The organism is Pseudomonas sp. MF09150, from assembly GCF_059862355.1.
On the sequence record NZ_JCBCUS010000001.1, the window covers coordinates 258,676 to 278,582 of the forward strand.

The 19,907-nt window shown below is 64.8% G+C and carries 14 protein-coding genes; 3 read left to right on the plus strand and 11 right to left on the minus strand.

Annotation, left to right across the window (positions count from 1 at the left end):
• Positions 1-86 precede the first annotated feature (86 nt).
• Positions 87-866, plus strand: coding sequence for a TSUP family transporter (locus AC19YX_RS01075; protein ID WP_078472263.1), 780 nt, complete (start codon positions 87-89; stop codon positions 864-866).
• Between the two features lie 169 nt (positions 867-1,035).
• Here AC19YX_RS01075 and nudC read toward each other — a convergent pair whose 3' ends face one another.
• The 5 genes from nudC to AC19YX_RS01100 form a co-directional block, all read right to left on the minus strand.
• Positions 1,036-1,866, minus strand: coding sequence for an NAD(+) diphosphatase (gene nudC / locus AC19YX_RS01080; RefSeq protein ID WP_500605460.1), 831 nt, complete (start codon positions 1,864-1,866; stop codon positions 1,036-1,038).
• Between the two features lie 6 nt (positions 1,867-1,872).
• A complete protein-coding gene (locus AC19YX_RS01085; RefSeq protein WP_500605461.1) occupies positions 1,873-2,685 on the minus strand; it encodes a crotonase/enoyl-CoA hydratase family protein in 813 nt (270 codons plus the stop codon).
• 141 nt (positions 2,686-2,826) lie between these two features.
• Complete coding sequence (locus AC19YX_RS01090) at positions 2,827-3,606, minus strand: class I SAM-dependent methyltransferase (protein WP_500605462.1); 780 nt, start codon at positions 3,604-3,606, stop codon at positions 2,827-2,829.
• Between the two features lie 112 nt (positions 3,607-3,718).
• On the minus strand, positions 3,719-5,017 hold the full coding sequence (locus AC19YX_RS01095; RefSeq protein ID WP_078472259.1) for an ATP-binding protein: 1,299 nt from the start codon (positions 5,015-5,017) through the stop codon (positions 3,719-3,721).
• A gap of 4 nt (positions 5,018-5,021) precedes the next feature.
• Positions 5,022-5,723 (minus strand): response regulator, encoded by a 702-nt coding sequence (locus AC19YX_RS01100; RefSeq protein WP_020298020.1) that lies wholly within the window; start codon positions 5,721-5,723, stop codon positions 5,022-5,024.
• Positions 5,724-5,903: 180 nt separating this feature from the next.
• Between AC19YX_RS01100 and AC19YX_RS01105 the strand changes: the two genes are divergently transcribed.
• Together AC19YX_RS01105 and AC19YX_RS01110 are read left to right on the plus strand one after the other, a co-directional pair.
• Entirely contained in the window at positions 5,904-7,058 is a 1,155-nt protein-coding gene (locus AC19YX_RS01105; protein ID WP_201130885.1) for an efflux RND transporter periplasmic adaptor subunit, read from the plus strand.
• A 12-nt stretch (positions 7,059-7,070) separates the two neighbouring features.
• Positions 7,071-10,169, plus strand: coding sequence for a multidrug efflux RND transporter permease subunit (locus tag AC19YX_RS01110; protein ID WP_500605463.1), 3,099 nt, complete (start codon positions 7,071-7,073; stop codon positions 10,167-10,169).
• A gap of 97 nt (positions 10,170-10,266) precedes the next feature.
• On the opposite strand, the gene AC19YX_RS01115 is transcribed toward AC19YX_RS01110, so the two are convergent.
• The 6 genes from AC19YX_RS01115 to AC19YX_RS01140 all read right to left on the minus strand — a co-directional run bounded on the left by AC19YX_RS01115 (position 10,267) and on the right by AC19YX_RS01140 (position 19,814).
• On the minus strand, positions 10,267-11,970 hold the full coding sequence (locus tag AC19YX_RS01115) for an AMP-binding protein (RefSeq protein ID WP_500605464.1): 1,704 nt from the start codon (positions 11,968-11,970) through the stop codon (positions 10,267-10,269).
• A gap of 16 nt (positions 11,971-11,986) precedes the next feature.
• Positions 11,987-13,285 (minus strand): acetyl-CoA C-acetyltransferase, encoded by a 1,299-nt coding sequence (locus AC19YX_RS01120; RefSeq protein WP_500605465.1) that lies wholly within the window; start codon positions 13,283-13,285, stop codon positions 11,987-11,989.
• Positions 13,282-14,175, minus strand: coding sequence for a MaoC family dehydratase (locus tag AC19YX_RS01125; RefSeq protein WP_500605466.1), 894 nt, complete (start codon positions 14,173-14,175; stop codon positions 13,282-13,284). The genes AC19YX_RS01120 and AC19YX_RS01125 overlap by 4 nt, the downstream gene beginning before the upstream one ends.
• Before the next feature lie 3 nt (positions 14,176-14,178).
• Entirely contained in the window at positions 14,179-15,531 is a 1,353-nt protein-coding gene (locus tag AC19YX_RS01130) for a 3-oxoacyl-ACP reductase (protein WP_078472253.1), read from the minus strand.
• A gap of 30 nt (positions 15,532-15,561) precedes the next feature.
• On the minus strand, positions 15,562-18,111 hold the full coding sequence (locus tag AC19YX_RS01135) for an acyl-CoA dehydrogenase (RefSeq protein ID WP_500605467.1): 2,550 nt from the start codon (positions 18,109-18,111) through the stop codon (positions 15,562-15,564).
• Positions 18,112-18,389: 278 nt separating this feature from the next.
• Positions 18,390-19,814: an outer membrane protein transport protein gene (locus AC19YX_RS01140; RefSeq protein ID WP_078472251.1), complete on the minus strand. Its 1,425-nt coding sequence runs from the start codon at positions 19,812-19,814 to the stop codon at positions 18,390-18,392.
• Positions 19,815-19,907: the final 93 nt, after the last annotated feature.

A 19,907-nucleotide genomic window follows, 5' to 3' on the forward strand; every position in this document is an offset into this window, starting at 1 on the left:
CGGTCGCGTGGCGACCTGGGTTGCAGGTAATATGTCGGTCTTTCGCGCAGCCCCCTTTGCGCTTCCCGCCGAAATAAGCCGAACCCATGCCTTTCGAACTCAGCGTAGACCTGACCACCCTCGCCATTCTCACCTTCGTAGCCTTTATCGCCGGCTTCATCGACGCCATTGCCGGCGGTGGCGGCCTGCTCACCACCCCGGCACTGCTCACCGCCGGATTGCCGCCCCACCTGGTGCTGGGCACCAACAAGCTCAGCTCGACCTTCGGCTCGGCCACCGCCAGCTTTACCTTCTATCGCCGCAAGCTGTTCCATCCACGGCAGTGGACCCACGCCATCGTCGGCACCCTGGTGGGCGGACTGGTGGGTGCGGTGGTCGCCCATTACCTGCCCGCCGAGTGGCTGAACAAGATGCTGCCGGTGATTGTTTTTGCCTGCGGCCTGTACCTGTTGTTTGGTGGCACGCCCAAGGCGCCGCTGGACAGCGATGCTCCGATCAAGAAGAAATGGCAATCGACCCAGGGCTTCAGCCTGGGCTTCTACGACGGCATTGCAGGTCCAGGCACCGGTGCCTTCTGGACCGTCAGCAGCCTGCTGCTCTACCCCATCGACCTGGTCAAGGCCAGCGGTGTGGCGCGCAGCATGAACTTCGTCAGCAACGCCGCGGCGTTGTCGGTGTTTGTGTTTTCCGGGCAGGTGGACTGGATCATCGGCCTGTGCATGGGCCTCTCAGTGATGGTCGGCGCCTTCTTCGGTGCCCGTACCGCCATCAGTGGCGGCGCCAAATTCATTCGCCCGGTGTTCATCACCGTGGTCCTGGGCCTGACCGTACGCCTGGCCTGGCAACACTGGTTCAGCGTCGCCTGACAGCCCTTTGTAGCCGCTGAGCGAGCTTGCGTGATTCCTGAAGCGATGCGTTGTTGCGGATGGCCAGCGCAAGGCTGTGCTGGCCGATGTGGGCGCCAGCGTTAGTCCTGAAGTGTTGTGTGTCGCGGGTGGCCAGCACAGCCTGCGGCAGCGGCTACAGGCGCTCTGCTCAGGTGGGGAGGATGGGCTCGGGTTGGCCCAGGCGCTGGGCGACATAGAGGTCGATCAGGTAACGGGCGATCGAGCGCGAGGCGGGCAATGGCGGCAGGTTGCGGATGTTGAACCACTGCGCGTCTTCGATCTCATCGGCCTGGGGCACGATCTCGCCACCGGCGTACTCGGCGTGAAAGCCCAGCATCATCGAATGGGGAAACGGCCAGCATTGGCTGCCGACGTACTGGATGTTCTGCACCTCGACCTGCACTTCTTCGCGCACTTCGCGAATCAGGCATTCCTCCGCCGACTCCCCCGGCTCGGCGAAACCGGCGAGGGTGCTGTAGACCCCCGTCACAAAACGCGGCGAGCGCGCCAGCAGCACATCGTCACCACGGGTGATCAGCACAATCATGCTCGGCGAAATCCGCGGGTAGCTGCGCAAGTCGCAGGGCTCGCAGTACATCGCCCACTCCCGGGGTACTTGATGCATCGGCTGCCCGCAGTTGCCGCAGAAGCGGTGCTCGCGGGCCCAGGTGCCGATCTGCGCGGCATAACCCAGGACCTTGTACAGGGTGTGGTCGCCTTCGAGCATGAATGCCCGCAAGCCTTTCCAGCTGCAGCCCGGTACTTCACTGGAGTGGCTCAGCTCCAGCAGGTACACCGGCTCGCCATCCAGATGCCCGATGCCGTGCTCGGTGAGAATCGACAGGTCCTGGCGCTTGAGCCATTCCCGGGGAAACAGCGCGCCATTGTCGTCGAACAGAAAACCATCCCGGCTGCGGGCCACGGCCCAGCCGCCGGGGAGGTCGATATCCAGTACTGCTGTGGTCCAGCGTGAAGTCATAGTCACTCAATCCAGAAATTCGGGTTTCTGTTTGCTCATATGGGCGGCCATGGCCACGCGCAAGTCAGTGGATTGCAGCATGGCGGCGTTCCAGGTGGCGATGTATTCCAGGCCATCGTCGATGCGATGGTCACGCATGTAGCTGATCATTTCCTTGGTGCCGGTGATGGCGATCGGCGACTTGCCGGCGATCTCGTGGGCAATGCCCATCACCCCGTCAAGCAGGCTGGCAGCGTCGCTGTAGGTGCGATTGACCAAGCCCATGCCGCGCGCTTCCTCGGCACCGAAGGTGCGGCCAGTGTAAGCCAGTTCACGCAACATGCCGTCGCCGATGATACGCGGCAAACGTTGCAAAGTGCCGACATCGGCGGCCATGCCGATGTCGATTTCCTTGATCGAGAACTGCGCATCCTCGGCGGCATAGCGCATGTCGCAGGCGGCGATCAGGTCGATGGCACCGCCCAGGCAATAACCCTGGATCGCCGCCAGCACCGGCTTGCGGCAATTGTCCACGGCATTGAACGAGGCTTGCAGATTGAGGATCTTGCGCCGCAGCAGACGGGCGTTACGCCCAACGTCCTTGCCCAGCTCGTTGGCCACCCCGGCCAGCATCATCAGGTCGATGCCCGAGGAAAAATGCTTGCCGGCGCCACTGAGCACCACCACGCGCACGGCGTCGGTGTCGTCGATCCAGCGGAAGATGTCGACGATCTCGCTCCAGAACGCGGCGTTCATGGCGTTGATCTTTTCCGGGCGGTTGATCTGCACATGGGCGATGTTGTCGGCAAGTTCGACGCGAAAGGCTTGATATTCGGACATGGCAGTGATCCTTTACTGGGCAGAAAATGAGGGCCGAACTATAGCAAGCACGGCCGCCACGCAGTAAGGCAGCGCATCGGCCAAAAGCGGGACTGGCAGCGCCCTGGCGGCCCGGTCCAGGCCGCTATGCCCCCTGCCGAATCAACGTTTTATCGCGCAAAAGGCCGCGGTTTCGTAGGGCACCGTGAGCTGCGACTTGCCTCGCAACTCAGGCTCGCTGTCGATCAGGACCTGGATCTGGCGATCGATCAGCGCCCGCTCCGTCTCACCCAGGGCTGCGATAAAACTGGTGGAGCGCACCCGATTGAACAACACGTCCTGCACCGCGCCGCTGTGGCCGTGACTGAAGTGCTGTTCCTGCAAGGGCGTAAAGCCAGGATGGGGAAAGGCGGCGCGCCAGGCCCCGGTGTAGTAGCGCGGGGTATCGCCCTGCAGGGCGTTGACGATCCTGTCCAGGCGCTCGACCCACGGCACCCGGGCATCGCGCAGGTTCCACACCAGGCCCAGCCGGCCGCCAGGCTTGAGCACGCGCTGCATCTCGTTCAGCGCCTCGCGGCTGGCAAACCAGTGGAAGGCCTGGGCGCAGACCAGCGCGTCCAGTGACTGATCAGCCAGCGGGATTGCCAGGGCGCTGCCATCCAGCGCCTCGGCCGCAGGATGGGCCGCCGCCAGCTTGGCGCGCATCTGCGCCACCGGTTCCACCGCGATCACCTTCGCGCCGGTGGCCAGCAGCCGGCCGGTAAACTTGCCGGTGCCCGCGCCCAGGTCCAGCACCACCTGGCCAGGCCCCAGGCCCAGGGTGTGACGCAGCCATTGCTCGAGTTGCGGCGGGTAATCCGGCCGGCCGCGCACATAGGTGTCCGCCGCGCCTTTGTAGCCGTCGGCTGCCGAATGGTGAATGGCTGGCTTTGATTCGCTCATGGTCCGCTGCTCCTGATGGATCGCCGATGGCGCTCAGCTTAGCCCTGCCCGCCCCTGGCGGCCCATGAAGAAAATGTCAGTTTCAGCCCGATGCCAGCACCAGGAACCGCGCCTAGGGGTTGGGCAGCCACAGGCGAAAACGCGCTCCGCCCAACGGCGAGGCCTCGACGGTCAGCGTGCCGTCCTGGGCTTGCAGGGCCCGCCGGCTGATGGCCAGGCCCAGGCCGAAACCACCGGTGGCACGGTCGCGGCTGCGGTCGAGGCGGTAGAAGGGTTCGAACACCCGTTCGCGCTCGGCCTCGGGGATTCCGATGCCATCGTCATCGACCCAGATCTCGCAGCCCTCGGCACTGACCTGGACCCCGATCTGGATGCGCTTCTCGCAATAGCGCGTGGCGTTGCGCAGGAGGTTCTGGATCGCCCGCGCAGTCAGGCGCGGGTCGAGGGTGAACCGCTCCAGGGAGCCGTTGAGCAGTACATCGATGACGATGTCCGGTGATTCCAGCTCATCGTCGACACTGCCCAGGATGCTGTCGATGAACTCGTCCAGTGCCACCTCGACCTGCTCCGGCAGGCGCGCCGGGTTTTGCAGGCGGCTGTAGGACAGCAGTTCCAGCACCAGTTCATCCAGTTCCCGGATATAGGCCACCAGGCCCTGCAGGCGCTCGCGGCTCGGCGCCGGCAGGTCGTCGGACAGCGCCAGGGCCAGGCCGAAGTCGAGCCGGGTCAGGGGCGTGCGCAGCTCGTGGGACACCGCATTGAGCAAGTCCCGTTGCTGGTTGAGGAGGTTTTCGATATCCCCGGCCATGGTGTCGAAGACATGGGCCAGGCTGCCGATGTTGGAACTGGCGGCGATGTGCGTGCGTTCGCCCAGGTGGCCCTTGCCGAAGCGTTCGGCCGTGCGCTTGAGCCGCTCCAGGTCGCGCCAGTGCGGGCGCAGCCAGAACAGCAGGCACGCCAGCAACGCCGCGCCAATCAGCACGTTGATGCTCCAGTACAGCAGGTTGACGTCCAGCGGGTCCGGCGGCACTACCAGCTTTACCGCCTGCTGGCCATCCAGCGGCGCCACCGCCAGGGTCCGCCAGCCCCAGTCGCCGACACGCACGACATTTTCCCCGCGCTCCAGGCGCTCGCGCTCATACAGGCTGAAGTCGGGGTCATCGATACGCACCAGGGCCACGTGCAGCGGCTGGAACTCCTGGTCCATCTGCGCCGCCAGGCTCAGCCACTGCTCGGCCGGCACTGCGTGAAACTGCTTGATGATGAGGTTTTGCAGGCCCCGGGACTGGTCCAGGTTGTAATTCAGGAAACGATCGTGAAACACCCTGACCACCAGGTCGGGGATCAGGTAGATGGCGGCACTGAAGGTGACGATGGTGATCAGGTACAGCCGGATCAGGATCCGCAGCATGGACTCAGTATTCCCACTCGGAGCGGCTGAACAGGTAGCCCTTGCCCCATACGGTCTTGATCTTGCGCGCCTCGCCGGCGTGGTCGTCGAATTTGCGCCGCAGCTTGGAAATCGCCACGTCCACCGAGCGGTCGGTGCCGTTGAACTCGATGCCGCGCAAGCGTTGCAGGATCTGGTCGCGGCTCAGGACTTCGCCGGCATGCCGCGCCAGCACCACCAGCAGGTTGTATTCACCGCTGGACAGCTCCACCGGCTGCTCGCGCCAGGTCACGCTGCGCTCCGAAAGGTCGATGCACAGGTTGCCCATCAGGATCCGGTCGCTGGCGCTCTGAGGTTCGCTGAGGCTGCTGCGGCGCAACAGGGTGCGTACCCGGGCCAGCAGGACCCGGGGTTCGCAGGGTTTGGTCACGTAGTCGTCGGCGCCCATTTCCAGGCCCAGCACCTGGTCGTGGCTGTCGTCACGGGCGGTGAGCATCAGGATCGGCAGGGTCGCCGAGTCGGAGCGCAACAGGCGACACACCTGCAAGCCGTCGAGCCCGGGCAGCATCAGGTCGAGAATCACCAGGTCCGGCGGGCTGACCCGCGCCCGTTCGCGCACCTGGTCACCGCGGCTGATCACGTTGACCTGGTAGCCATTGCGCTCCAGGTAGCTGGCGATCAACTCCGACAGCGCGGTGTCGTCTTCGACCAGAAGGATATTGGGCATGGGGACGTCCAGAAATTGCCGACGAGCATGCGGCGAAAGTTCACGAGGGGCACAAAGGATATACAACCTCGGGCCCCAGCGCGTGCCCGCTTCACACTTTTTCACACAGCACCTACAGAGCTTCACAGCGCCCCTTGACCCTTGCCCTTAGCATGCCGGGGTCATTATTGGGGTATCAGCATGTCGAAAAACCTGTTTGCGCAACTTGGCCTGGTCGCCCTGGCCGTGACCCTGAGCGCCTGTGGCCCTTCCGCCGACAGTGAACAACAACCGCCAGCGGCCAAAGTCCGGGTTGAAACCATCGAGGCCCGGCCCCTGTCGATCAGCAGTGAGCTGAGCGGGCGGATTGCCGCGCCGCGCATCGCCGAGGTCCGCGCCCGGGTGGCCGGCGTGGTGCTGCAACGTACCTTCCGCGAGGGCAGTGACGTCAAGCAGGGCCAGGTGCTGTTCCGCATCGACCCGGCGCCGTTCAAGGCCGACCTCGACAGCGCCCTGGCCAGCCTGCGCAAGGCTGAAGCCAATGCGTTCCAGGCACGCTTGCAGGAACAGCGCTACGCCCAACTGGTCGACGACCAGGCCATCAGCGGCCAGGAGTACGACAACGCCCGGGCCAATGCCCGCCAGACCGCCGCTGAGGTCGCGGCCAATCAGGCGGCGGTGCAGCGGGCCCGGCTCAACCTGGGCTACGCCACCGTCACTGCGCCGATTTCCGGCCGCGTCGGCCGCGCCCTGGTGACTGAAGGCGCACTGGTCGGGCAGAACGAAACCACGCCCCTGGCGCTGATCCAGCAGCTGGACCCGATCCATGCCGACCTGACCCAGTCGACCCGCGAACTCAATGACCTGCGCCGGGCCTTCCGTGCCGGGCAGTTGCAGCAGGTCGGCCAGGACCAGGCCAAGGCCACCCTGATCCAGGACGACGGCAGCCTCTACCCGCTGCCGGGCAAGCTGTTGTTCGCCGATATCAGTGTCGACCCCAGCACCGGGCAGATTATCCTGCGCAGCGAATTCCCCAACCCTGACCTTGACCTGCTGCCCGGCAGCTTTGTCCGGGTGCGCCTGGAACAGGCGGTGAACCAGCAAGGCATCAGCGTGCCGCAGCGGGCCATCCTGCGCGACAGCGCCGGCATCGCCCAGGTGCTGCTGCTGGACAGCGACCTGCGCGTCAGCCAGCACCCGGTGCAACTGGGCCAGGTGCAGCAGGACCGCTGGATCGTCACCCAGGGCTTGAAACCCGGTGACCGCATTGTGGTTGAAGGCCTGCAACACGCCCGCCCCGGCGAGCAGGTACAGATCGACGACAGCCCTCTCCCCCTCGCCCAGGCTGCTCAGTAGGTAGGAACCCCCATGCCGCAATTCTTTATCGACCGTCCGGTATTCGCCTGGGTGGTCGCGATGTTCATCCTGCTGGCCGGTGCCCTGGCCATTCCGCAATTGCCGGTGGCGCAATACCCCAACGTCGCCCCGCCGCAGGTGGAAATTTACGCCACCTACCCCGGCGCCTCGGCCCAGACCCTGGACGAAAGCGTGGTCAGCCTGATCGAACAGGAACTCAACGGCGCCGATCACCTGCTGTATTTCGAATCCCAGAGCAGTCTCGGCAGCGCCACCATCACCGCCACCTTCCAGCCCGGGACCAACCCGGAGATGGCCCAGGTCGACGTGCAGAACCGGCTCAAGGCGGTCGAGCCACGCCTGCCCCAGGCCGTGACCCAGCAAGGCCTGCAGGTGGAAAAGGTTTCGGCGGGCTTTCTGCTGCTGATCACCCTGACCTCCAGCGACGGACGCCTGGATGACGTGGCCCTGAGCGACTACCTGGCGCGCAACGTGATGAACGAGATCCGCCGCCTGGATGGCGTCGGCAAAGCGCAGCTTTATGGGTCCGAACGGGCGATGCGCATCTGGGTCGACCCGCAGAAACTGATCGGCTTCAACCTGACCCCGGCCGATGTCAGCGCCGCCATCGCCGCGCAGAATGCCCAGGTCTCGGCCGGCAGCATTGGTGACCTGCCGACCCGCTCGACCCAGGAAATCACCGCCTCGATCCTGGTCAAGGGCCAGCTGTCGACGCCCCAGGAGTTCGCCGACATCGTGCTGCGGGCCAATCAGGACGGTTCTACCGTGCGCATCGGCGATGTGGCACGGGTCGAGATCGGCAGCCAGGAGTATCAGTTTTCCACGCGCCTGAACGGCAAGCCGTCGACTGCGGTCAGCGTGCAGCTGTCTCCCGGGGCCAATGCCCTGAGCACCGCGACCCGGGTGCGGGCGAAAATGGACGAGCTGGCGCGCTACTTCCCGGCCGGCGTGGAATACAAGATCCCCTATGACACCTCGCCCTTCGTCAAGGTCTCGATCACCAAAGTAGTCTACACCCTGGTCGAAGCCATGGTGCTGGTGTTCGCGGTGATGTTCCTGTTCCTGCAGAACATCCGCTACACCCTGATCCCGACCCTGGTAGTGCCCGTGGCGCTGATGGGCACCTTTGCCACCATGTTGCTGCTGGGTTTCTCGATCAACGTGCTGACCATGTTCGGCATGGTGCTGGCCATCGGCATCCTGGTGGATGACGCCATTGTGGTGGTGGAGAACGTCGAACGGATCATGGCCAACGAGGGCCTGTCGCCCAAGGAGGCCACGCGCAAGGCCATGCAGCAGATCACCGGGGCCATTGTCGGCATCACCCTGGTGCTGGTGGCAGTGTTTATCCCCATGGCGTTCATGCCGGGTTCGGTGGGGGTGATCTATCAGCAGTTCTCGCTGTCGATGGCGACCTCGATCCTGTTCTCGGCCTTTCTCGCTCTGACCCTGACCCCGGCGCTGTGCGCGACCCTGCTCAAACCCCTGGCCAAGGGCGAGCACCACGAAAAACGTGGTTTCTTCGGCTGGTTCAACCGCCGCTTTGAACGCCTGAGCGAGGGTTACCAGAGCTGGGTGGTGCACGCGCTGAAACGCAGCGGACGCTACCTGCTGGTGTATGGCGTGCTACTGGTGGGCCTGGGGCTGCTGTTCAGCCGCCTGCCCTCCTCGTTCCTGCCGGTGGAAGACCAGGGCTACACCATCACCGATATCCAGTTGCCACCCGGCGCCAGCAAGAACCGCACGGTGCAGGTGGTGGAACAGATCGAAGCGCACAACGCCGGTGAACCCGGGGTTGGCGACAGCACGGTGATCCTCGGCTTCAGCTTCTCCGGCAGCGGGCAGAACGCGGCGCTGGCCTTTACCACCCTCAAGGACTGGTCGTCCCGGGGCAGCGACGATTCGGCGATGTCGATTGCCGATCGGGCCAACGCGGCCCTCAGCGAGATCAAGGACGCGGTGGCCTACGCCGTGTTGCCGCCGCCCATCGACGGCCTGGGCACCTCCAGCGGCTTCGAGTTCCGCTTGCAGGACCGCGGCGGCCTGGGGCATGCGGCGTTGATGGCAGCGCGCAGCGAGTTGCTGGCGGCGGCGGAAAAAAGCCCGATCCTGACCAACGTCCGCGAAAGCGCCCTGGCCGAAGCGCCTCAGGTGCAATTGGAGGTGGACCGCAAGCAGGCCAACGCCCTGGGCATTTCCTTTGCCGATATCGGCAACGTGCTGTCCACGGCCATTGGTTCGGCCTATATCAATGACTTCCCCAACCAGGGCCGCATGCAGCGGGTGGTGGTCCAGGCCGAAGGCGATCAGCGCAGCCAGGTTGCCGACCTGATGAAAATCCACGTGCGCAACAACGCCGGGAAGATGGTGCCGCTGTCGGCGTTCGTCCGCGCGCACTGGGTCCAGGGTCCGGCGCAGTTGACCCGCTACAACGGCTACCCGGCGATCAGCATTTCCGGCGAACCGGCCCCGGGCCACAGCACCGGCGAAGCCATGGCCGAAGTACAGCGCCTGGTGGAGCAACTGCCAGCCGGGCTGGGCCAGGAGTGGACCGGGCTGTCGCTGCAGGAACGCCTGTCGGGCAGCCAGGCGCCGATGCTCCTGGGGCTGTCGCTGTTGATCGTGTTCCTGTGCCTGGCGGCGCTGTATGAAAGCTGGTCGATCCCGACGTCGGTGCTGCTGGTGGTGCCACTGGGGGTGCTGGGCGCGGTGTTGGCGGTGTCCTTGCGCGGCATGCCCAATGATGTGTTCTTCAAGGTCGGGCTGATCACCATCATTGGCCTGTCGGCGAAGAACGCGATCCTGATCATCGAGTTCGCCAAGAGCCTGTACGACGAAGGCCACGACCTGGTGGATGCCACGGTGCAAGCGGCGCGCCTGCGGCTGCGGCCGATTGTCATGACCTCCCTGGCGTTTATCCTCGGCGTGGTGCCCCTGGCCATCGCCACCGGCGCCAGCTCGGCAAGCCAGCAAGCCATCGGCACCGGGGTGATCGGCGGCATGATCACCGCGACCCTGGCGGTGATCTTCGTGCCAGTGTTCTTTGTGGTGGTGATGAAACTGGTGGGGCGCCGCAAAACCGACGATTGAGCGGGTCATGGGGGACGCCGCAGGCACACCTGGTGCCTTGCGGCGGTCTTGAGGGCCAGCGTCCGAACGCGGCCCGAGCCTGCAACAGCGGCCCCCCCTAGCGCAGGGCTCTACGCAGCACCTTGCCCACCGTGGTCTTGGGCAACTCTTCGGTGCGGAACTCGACGAAACGCGGCACCTTGTAGCCCGTGAGGTATTCGCGGCAGTGGGCCAGCAGCTGTTCCTGGGTCAGGTTGGGGTCTTTGCGCACCACGAAGATCTTCACCTTCTCGCCGCTTACCCCGTCCTCGACGCCGATCGCCGCCACTTCGGCCACTCCCGGGTGCAGGGCCACCACGTCTTCGATCTCGTTGGGGTAGACGTTGAAACCCGAGACCAGAATCATGTCTTTCTTGCGGTCCACCAGGCGGATGAACCCCTGCTCGTTCATCACCCCGATGTCACCGGTGGACAGCCAGCCATGGCGGTCCAGGACTTTGGCGGTTTCATCCGGGCGCTGCCAGTAGCCCTTCATCACCTGGGGCCCGCGCACCTGCAATTCGCCCTCCTCGCCAAGGTCCGCCAGTTCGCCGTCTTCACGCACGAACCGCACCCAGGTCGACGGCAGTGGCACGCCGATGGTGCCGGTGAAATCCCCCTCGCGCATGCGCGCAATGTCGATCGGGCTGATGCTCACCACCGGCGAACACTCGGTCAGGCCGTAACCTTCGATGATCGGCACCCCGGTCACCTCTTTCCAGCGCCGGGCCACCGCCGTATGGGTCGCCATCCCACCGGCGATTGCCAGTTTCAGCCCGGAAAAATCCCGGCCGCGAAACTCCTCGTTTTCCAGCAGACCGTTGAACAGGGTGTTGACCCCGACAATGCCGCTGAACTTCTCTTTGCGCAGGATCATCTGCACCCGCTTCACGTCCCGGGGGTTGGCGATCAGGATATTGCGCCCGCCCAGGCACATGAACATCAGGCAGTTCACCGTCAGCGACAGCACGTGGTACAGCGGCAACAGGGTGACGTTGGTTTCCTGCTGGTTCTCGTCCAACTGATTGCCGACCCAGGCCTTGGCCTGCATCAGGTTGGCCAGGATATTGCGATGGGTCAGCATTGCGCCCTTGGCATCGCCGGTGGTGCCGCCGGTGTACTGCAAAAAGGCGATGTCGTCGTGCTTGAGCGGAATCGGTTGATGACTGAGCACGCTGGCCAGTTTCATCAGCTGCGGGAAGCGGATCGACCCCGGCAGGTTGAAGCGCGGCACCTGTTTCTGCACGTGGCGCAGGGCAAAGTTCAGCGCCGCGCCCTTGAAGGTGCCCAGCAGGTCGCCAATGGCGGCAACCACGATGTTTTTCAGGCGGCTGCCGGGCAGCGCCTGCTCCAGGGTGTGGGCGAAGTTTTCAAAGATGACCACGGTCTCGGCGCCGCTGTCTTTGAGCAGATGCCTGAGTTCATGGGCGGTGTACAGCGGGTTGACGTTGACCACCACCGCCCCCACCAACAGGGTGCCGAACAGGCAGATCGGGTATTGCAGGCAGTTGGGCATCATCAGCGCCACCCGGTCGCCCTTCTTCACCCCCTTCGATTGCAGCCAGGCGGCGAAGGCAAAGACCCGTTTCTCCCACTGGTCATAGCCCATCTCGGTGCCGATGCTGACGTAAGCCACGCGCTGGCGGTATTTCTCCACATGCTCCAGGAACACTTCCCGCAGCGACGGGTAGCGGTCGATCTCGGCTTCGATATCGGTCGGCACGCCCGGCAGATAAGCGTTCAACCAGATGCGTTCAGCGGGGTGCAGGCTTACGACACTCATGGCAGTCTCCTTGTTGTTATTTTTCGACGATGGCGGTAACACCCAGCCCGCCTGCTGCACAGATGGATATCAGGCCTCGGCCGCCACCGCGCTCGGCGATGGCCTTGGCCAGGGTCGCCAGTTGCCGCCCACCGGTGGCGGCAAACGGATGACCGCAACCCAGGGAGCCGCCGTTGACGTTGAGCTTGCTGCGCTCGATGCTGCCCAGGGGCGCCTCCAGCCCGAGCTGGTCACGGCAATAGTCGGGGTCTTCCCAGGCCTTGAGGGTGCACAGCACCTGGGCCGCGAAGGCTTCGTGAATCTCGTAGAAATCAAAGTCCTGCAGGCTCAGGCCTTCCCGGGCCAGCATGCGCGGCACGGCATAGGCCGGGGCCATCAGCAAGCCCTCGGAGCCGTCGACAAAGTTCACCGCCGCCGTCTCCCCGGTGCGCAGGTATGCCAGCACCGGCAGGTTGTGCGCCGCCGCCCACGCTTCACTGGCCAGCAGCACCACCGAGGCGCCATCGGTCAGGGGCGTCGAATTGCCGGCGGTCAGGGTGCCGTTCTGGCGGTCGTAGGCCGGGCTCAGGCCGGCAAGCTTTTCCAGGCTGGCATCGGCCCGCAGGTTATTGTCCCGGGCCAGGCCACGGTAGGGGGTGATCAGGTCATTGAAGAAACCACGCTGATAGGCCGCCTCCAGCTGCCGATGGCTGTTCAGGGTCAGTTCGTCCTGGGCCAGGCGCTTGATCTGCCAGCGCTTGGCCATTTCTTCGCAGTGCTCGCCCATGGACAGCCCGGTGCGCGGTTCGCCATTGCGCGGCAGCAGGGGTTTGAAAAACATCGCTGGCCGCAACTTGAGCAGGGTCCGCAGCTTGTTGCCAGCGCCCTTGGCCCGATTGGCCTGGAGCAGCGTGCGGCGCATGGATTCATTGATCCCGATCGGCGCATCGGAGGTGGTATCGGCACCGCCGGCGACCCCGACTTCGATCTGCCCCAGGGCGATCTTGTTGGCCACCAGCAACGCCGCCTCCAGCCCTGTGCCACAGGCCTGCTGCACGTCGTAGGCCGGGGTTTGCGCGGACAGGGTGGTGGACAGCAGGGTCTCGCGCGCCAGGTTGAAGTCCCGGGAATGCTTGATCACCGCCCCCGCGGCGAACTCCCCCAGACGCTGCCCTTGCAGGCCGTAGCGATCCACCAGGCCCTGCAGGGCTGCTACCAGCAGGTCCTGGTTGCTGTCGTTGGCGTACACCGTGTTCGAGCGGGCGAATGGAATCCGATTGCCTCCCAGGATCGCCACCCGACGCACCGGCGCCGGGTTGAAACTGTATTCACTCATTGCCCCGCTCCCCAAATAAACAGCCCGCGCATGTGCGGCTTGTCGCCCGCCTGGTTACGCACTTCAAACTCATGCCGCGATCCGCTTGGCGGCGCGTTCCACAAGGTCACCGCCGCCGGCAGGAAAATCGGCAGCTTGAACTCGCACTCCAGCTGCGCCGCCTCCAGTGCCTGGGGCGGTTGCTGCGCTGCCAGGGCCCGGCCCAGGGTCCACATGCCATGGGCGATGGGCCGCCGAAAACCGAACAGGCGTGCCCCTAGCCAGGAGGTGTGGATCGGGTTGAAGTCACCGCTGACCTTGGCGAAGCGCCGCCCCAGGTCCGCCGGCAATGTCCAGCGCTGAGTGCGGCGCAATGCTTCCGGCGCCAGTGCCAGGGCGCCTTGCCAGGGCTCGCCCACCGGCGCCACCACCCCGCGGCGCAGGTACAGGCTGTCGCCCTCCCAGACCAGGCTGCCGTTGCTGTAGCCACGGGTGGCGATGGACAGTGCCTGGCCCTTGGGGTGCGCCAGCCAGCGTTCGGCGAAGACTTCCAGGCGCAGGGCCTGGCCTTCTTCCAGGGGCTGGTACTGCCGAATGCGATTGGCCAGGTGCACCATGCCGCTGGCCGGGTAGGCAAAGCTTGGGCGGGTCAGCAGCAACAGGTGCAGGGGAAAGGCCAGGGTGTGGGGAAACGACAGCGGCACCCCATGCTCGCGACGAAAGCCGCAGGCCCGGGCGTAGCGCGCCACCTCTGCGGCCTGCAGCTCCACCGCCGGGCGCACCAGGCGCTCGGTGGGCAACGGCGGCGCAGCGTCCGGCTTGGGTTTGCGCAGGCTGCGCAGACCGTCGTAGAGCAATTGGCCCCGGGACGGCAGCGGCTCGATGATACGAATGGCAGAGTCGACAGTCATGGCTCAGGCTCCCAGCAGGCTTTGGCCGCAGACACGGACCACCTGCCCATTGATCCCGCCCGAGGCCGGATGGGCCAGCCAGGCGATGGTCTGTGCCACATCCACCGCTTGCCCACCCTGGGACAGCGAGTTCATGCGGCGCCCGGCCTCGCGGATCAGCAACGGGATCTTGGCGGTCATCTGGGTCTCGATAAACCCCGGCGCCACGCCATTGACCGTGACCTGCTGCCGCGCCGCCAAAGGCGCCAGGCTTTGCACCAGGCCGATCACCCCGGCCTTGGACGTGGCGTAGTTGGTCTGCCCGAGGTTGCCGGCGATCCCAGAGATCGACGACACACAGACAATCCGCCCCCCCGGGTTCAGGCCCTGGCCCTCCAGCAGCGCCTGACTCAGCAGCAGCGGCGCCTCCAGATTGACCGCCAGCACCTGGCGCCAGGCCGCCTCGGTCATCTTGGCCAGGGTCTTGTCCTGGGTGATGCCGGCGTTGTGCACCACGATGTCGAACGCCCCATGCTCACCGACAAACCCCAGCAACTGGCTGCCGGCCTCGGCGGCGGTGATGTCCAGGGCCAGCGCGCTGCCCTCCACCGCGGTCGCCGCCTGCTGCAAGGCTGCTGCGTTCTGCGGGATATCCAGGCACACCACGTGCGCGCCCTCGCCTGCCAGCACCTGGGCGATGGCCAGGCCAATGCCGCGACTGGCTCCGGTCACCAGCGCCCGGCGTCCGGCCAGTGGCTGGTCCCAGGCGATGGGCTTGGGCACGTCCACCGGTTCGGCGATCCGCACCACCTGCCCCGAAACGTAGGCCGAACGTCGCGACAAAAAGAACCGCAGGCTGCTGTCCAGCTCGGCCTCAGCCCCCGGTTCCACATACAGCAACTGCACAGTAATCGCCCGGCGCAGCTCCTTGCCCAGGGAACGCACAAATCCTTCCAGGGCCCGTTGCACCACGGCCTGCGCCAGTTCCTTGCACTGCTCGGGCGGCGTGCCCAGCACCAGCACCCGGCCATGGGCGCCAAGGCGCCGCACATTGGCATGAAAGAAGCGATACAACTCATCCAGCTGGGCGATATCGCGCAGGCCGCTGGCATCGAATACCGCACCCTGGACCTTGACCGTGGACGGCGCCTTGATGCTCGCCGCCTGGGCCGCCACGGTATCGGTGGCGGCGAAGATCCGTTGCAGCTCGCCCAGCAACCGACCCTCGGACCCGCTGGCGAGAATCACCGGGTTGACCAGATTGCCGCCCTGCCCCTCGCGCTGGCGTTGCAGGGCCAAGGGTTGTGGCAGGCCCGCGGTTTGCGCGAGCCGGCGCCCCCAAGGGGAATTGACGAACGAAAGATAACCGTCAGACATGGAGAAACCCCGTTAAAAAACCGAAAAACCTTAAGAGAGCGCGTCGCTCGACACCGCCGAACCTTCACTGCTGGCCACCCGACGCCGGGACGTGGCCTTGCCGGCCTGGTCGAAGTGCGCCTGGCGCTGCTGCAAGGCTTCGAGCAGTCCGAAGTCCTGCGGGAAGTCATCGACCTGGATCGCATGGTCGCCGTACTCGACATAGCGCCCGAGCAGTTCATCCTCGTCGCTGCTGATCAGTTGCGCCTCCAGGGCCTTGGCGCGCCAGATGACAAACGCCTCACGGGAGATCGGCAGCGGCGCCAGGCTGCCCTGCTTGATCAGCGGCTTGAGCCGGGCCTCGATCAGGTCGACCTGGGGTTGCAAGCGGAACGCCAGTTCGCCGTAGGCCAGCTTGTCGATATCGGCCTGGGGAATGTAGGAGTCGGCCAGCAGGCGGTCGCGGGTTGCCCCCGGGATCTGCACCAGCTCGGCAACCTGGGCCAGCAGCCGGTCGGACGGTTTGCGCTGGGGAATCCCCAACGGAAAGCTCAAGCCCCGAATCACCCGGGCCGCAGCCTTGGACGGGTAATTGTCGAGCACCTCGGCCAGGGCTTCATGGGCCCGGAGCAAGGCATCCTGGGCCGCCCAATGCACCAGCGGCAGGTCGGCCTGGGGTCGGCCATCGTCCTCGAAGCGCTTCAATACGCAGGACAGGATGTACAGCTGGGAAAGAATGTCCCCCAGGCGCCCGGTGATGCTTTCCTTGCGCTTGAGGGCGCCGCCCAGCACGCCCATGGAAATATCCGAGGCCAGGGCCAGCACCACCGACAGCCGATTGATCTGCCGGTAGTAAGGGGCCAGGGCCTTGTCGGTGTTGCCCGGGGCCTTGAGCAGGCGCCCGCCGGTCAAACCGTGCACACCGGCGCGCACGCTGTTGGCGATAAAGAAGCTGATGTGGCCGAACATCGCGCTGTCGAAGGCTTCCAGCCCTTGGCGACCGGGATCCCGAGCGGCTTCCATTTCACGGAACACATAGGGATGGCAACGGATCAGGCCCTGGCCATAGATGATCAGGCAGCGGGTCATGATGTTCGCGCCTTCCACGGTGATCGCAATCGGGCTCTGCTGGTAGGCGCGGGCCAGGAAGTTATTGGGCCCCATACAAATGCCCTTGCCGGCGACGATGTCCATACCGTCGTTGACGATGATTCGTGCGCGCTCAGTGACGTGGTACTTGGCGATGGCCGAGATCACCGAGGGTTTTTCCCCGGCATCCAGGGACGCCACCGAGACCTTGCGCACCGCATCGCAGGCATACAGATGCCCGGCCATGCGCGCCAGCGGCGCCTGCACCCCTTCGAACTTGCCGATGGGCAGGCCGAACTGCTTGCGCATCGCCGCATAGGCGGTGGTGCCGCGCACCGCGACCTTGCCCAGGCCGACGTTGGCCGACGGCAGGGAAATCGCCCGCCCGGCCGCCAGGCACTCCATCAACATGCGCCAGCCGTTGCCGACCTGGTCGGCGCCGCCGATCACCCATTCCAGGGGGATAAACACATCCTTGCCCTGGGTCGGGCCGTTCTGGAACACCGCGTTCAACGGCCAGTGCCGGCGCCCGCTCTGCACCCCGGGGTGACTGGTAGGGATCAGTGCGCAGGTAATGCCCAGGCTGCCCTTCTTGCCCAGCAGGCCGTCCGGGTCTTCGGCGCGGAAGGCCAGGCCCAGCACCGTGGCAATCGGTCCCAGGGTGATGTAGCGCTTGTCCCAGGTGACGCTGAAACCCAGGACTTCCTGGCCTTGATGCAGGCCCTTGCAGACGATCCCCAGATCGGGAATCGCCCCGGCATCGGAGCCGGCGTAGGGGCTGGTCAGGGCAAAGCACGGGATGTCTTCGCCCCGGGCCAGACGCGGCAGGTAGTGCTGGCGCTGGGCTTCGGTGCCGTAGTGCAGCAGCAATTCGGCGGGGCCCAGGGAGTTGGGCACCATCACCGAGATCGCCGCCGCCGAGCAACGGGTCGAAAGCTTCATCACCACCTGGGAATGGGCGTAATGGGAGAAGCCCTTGCCGCCGTATTGCTTGGGAATGATCATCCCCAGGAAGCCGGCGTCCTTGGTGTATTGCCAGGCCTGGGGCGACAGGTCCTGCCAGATCTGGGTGGTCTCCCAGTCGTTGGCGATGTCGCACAGCTTCTCCACTTCGGTGTCGAGGAACGCCTGCTCCTCGACACTCAGCGCCGCCGGTGCGGCCTGCAGCAGGCGCTCCCAGCGCGGCGTACCGCTGAACAGCTCGGCATCCCACCAGACACTGCCGGACTCGATGGCCGCACGCTCGGTCTCGGACATCGCCGGCATGATCTGCCGGAACAGGCCCAGGGCCCTGCGCGTCAGCAGGGTGCGGCGCAGGGGTTTGAGGCTGAGGATCGCCGCCGGCACGACCACCAGCAGCGCCCCCAGGATCAGGCCCAACGAAGCCGCCAGGTCAAACAGATAACCGGCCGCCAGCCAGACCAGGCCAACACCCAGCCACATGGCCGCAGCCGCCTGCCGATAGGCCAGTGTGAGCGCCGCAGCGAGTCCCACCAATAACCAGACAATCATGGAATACCTCTCTTGGTTCGTGCAGACAACCCGTGGAAACCTGGGCGTTGTGCCGGCTTCTCGAAGATCACCCTACAAAGGATAGATAGACGTTTCAAATTTTATTTTTAAATATTTATTTAGTGTTTTGGCGAAATGATAACGGCCGAACAACGTCAGCCTCGGGCTTGCAAAGAGTTGATCAGAAATGGGTCGCCAGTGCCTTTTCAGGCTACGGCAATACAGGCAACCCTGTACCGCCGCATGCCCATGCACCGGGGTGGATCAGAGGGTGGCGATCAGAAGTTGTAGGTGGCAGACACGCTGACCACTTCACCCTTCGCGTCCACCTTGCCGTCGAGCCGCGAGCCGCCAAGGCGGTCCTGATTCACGGTTTTGATCCGGGCTTCCTTGACGAATTGCCGCGAGTACGCGCCATCGATCACCAGCCCCGGAATCGCCTTGATGTCATAACCAAACCCCAGGGACGTGAACCAGCGATCGTTGTCGGGAATACGTGGGTCGCGGGTGGAATTGCGGGTCGGGGTCTCATCGAAAGCCACACCGGCACGCAAGGTCAGTTGGTCGGTGAACCGGTAGTCGCCCCCCAGGGAGTACATCATGCTGTCTTTGTAGTTGTAGGGGATCGCGATGATGGTGGCGCCGTTGGACTTGAGCGTCAGGTCCTTGAACGACGACCACTGGGTCCAGGTCGCACTGGCGCCCAAGGTCAAGCGATCGTTGAACACGTGCACCCAGTCCAGGCCGGCGGTAGCCGGTACATCCAGCTGGGTTTCGGCATTGGCACCGTCCGGATACAACTTGAGCCCCGGATAGGCCAGCTCGATCAGCGTGTTGCCGTTGTTGTCGGTATCGGTCATGAAGCTGCGGCCGATCGCATCGGCGCGGATGTTGTACTTACCCTCCATCTTGTTCTTGATCTTGGCGTGGTAATTCAGGCCAAGGGTGTCTTGCTCGGTGGGCTTCCAGGTAACGCCGGTAAACCAGCCGACCGAGGTGTTGTCCACCTTGACTCGCATCAGGTTGGCGCCCACGCCGGAAGGTGCCCCGGGCAGAATCGACATCCCCGCCGCGCCAGAGACGTTGAGGTTCTGGCTGACGAAGCCCTTGCTGTGCTGGACGATGGCGCCCAGGCCGAGGGAGAACTGATCGTTGACCTTGAATGACAAGGACCCGGTCAAACCCACCGTCTCGATTTTGGTGTCGACCGCGAAGTCGCGGCCCTTCCAGCCTTCATCCCAGGTGCTGCGCATACCCAGCGGCACAACCTGGCTGAGACCGAACGCAAAGCGATCGTTGATCGGCATCACCAGGAAGCCCGTCGGCAGCCAGGCCGTAAACCCGCCCTCGCCGCCGTCACCCGAGAGAGGCGTCGAGTTGCCAAAGTCGTCTACCGGCGCGGTGGATGCCGGGTTGCCTAGATAGTCGTAGGCATCGCCTTTGTATTTGAGATTGATCCGCGCGTAGTCCACCGTCATCTGCGCCACGTTGTGGTCGATGAACGCCATGGCCGCCGGGTTGTTGAAGGCGGCACTGGGGTCATTCTTGAACAGGGAGCCGCCGCCGAAGGCGCGACCCCATCCCGGTGCACCGTAAGTGGGGGTAGAAAAGCCGCCGGCCTGAGCCTGACTGCCGACTGCCATGCAACCCGCTACCAAGGCCAGCCCCAAAAGCGCCTGTGCCTGTTGTTTCTTATTATTCATGCCCCACTCCTTATTATTCTTGAGCACTGCTTATCCGACCTGGACAAACGCCCGGTTAGGGGCGTTTGCCTTACAACATTGATCAATCGAATG

Coding starts and splice junctions, on each gene's coding strand:
- AC19YX_RS01095 (WP_078472259.1), bottom strand. CDS start 5,017: ATGCTGCGGATCCTGATCCGGCTGTACCTGATCACCATCGTCACCTTC.
- AC19YX_RS01090 (WP_500605462.1), bottom strand. CDS start 3,606: ATGAGCGAATCAAAGCCAGCCATTCACCATTCGGCAGCCGACGGCTAC.
- AC19YX_RS01100 (WP_020298020.1), bottom strand. CDS start 5,723: ATGCCCAATATCCTTCTGGTCGAAGACGACACCGCGCTGTCGGAGTTG.
- AC19YX_RS01120 (WP_500605465.1), bottom strand. CDS start 13,285: ATGAGTGAATACAGTTTCAACCCGGCGCCGGTGCGTCGGGTGGCGATC.
- AC19YX_RS01135 (WP_500605467.1), bottom strand. CDS start 18,111: ATGATTGTCTGGTTATTGGTGGGACTCGCTGCGGCGCTCACACTGGCC.
- AC19YX_RS01110 (WP_500605463.1), top strand. CDS start 7,071: ATGCCGCAATTCTTTATCGACCGTCCGGTATTCGCCTGGGTGGTCGCG.
- AC19YX_RS01105 (WP_201130885.1), top strand. CDS start 5,904: ATGTCGAAAAACCTGTTTGCGCAACTTGGCCTGGTCGCCCTGGCCGTG.
- nudC (WP_500605460.1), bottom strand. CDS start 1,866: ATGACTTCACGCTGGACCACAGCAGTACTGGATATCGACCTCCCCGGC.
- AC19YX_RS01140 (WP_078472251.1), bottom strand. CDS start 19,814: ATGAATAATAAGAAACAACAGGCACAGGCGCTTTTGGGGCTGGCCTTG.
- AC19YX_RS01075 (WP_078472263.1), top strand. CDS start 87: ATGCCTTTCGAACTCAGCGTAGACCTGACCACCCTCGCCATTCTCACC.
- AC19YX_RS01115 (WP_500605464.1), bottom strand. CDS start 11,970: ATGAGTGTCGTAAGCCTGCACCCCGCTGAACGCATCTGGTTGAACGCT.
- AC19YX_RS01085 (WP_500605461.1), bottom strand. CDS start 2,685: ATGTCCGAATATCAAGCCTTTCGCGTCGAACTTGCCGACAACATCGCC.
- AC19YX_RS01125 (WP_500605466.1), bottom strand. CDS start 14,175: ATGACTGTCGACTCTGCCATTCGTATCATCGAGCCGCTGCCGTCCCGG.
- AC19YX_RS01130 (WP_078472253.1), bottom strand. CDS start 15,531: ATGTCTGACGGTTATCTTTCGTTCGTCAATTCCCCTTGGGGGCGCCGG.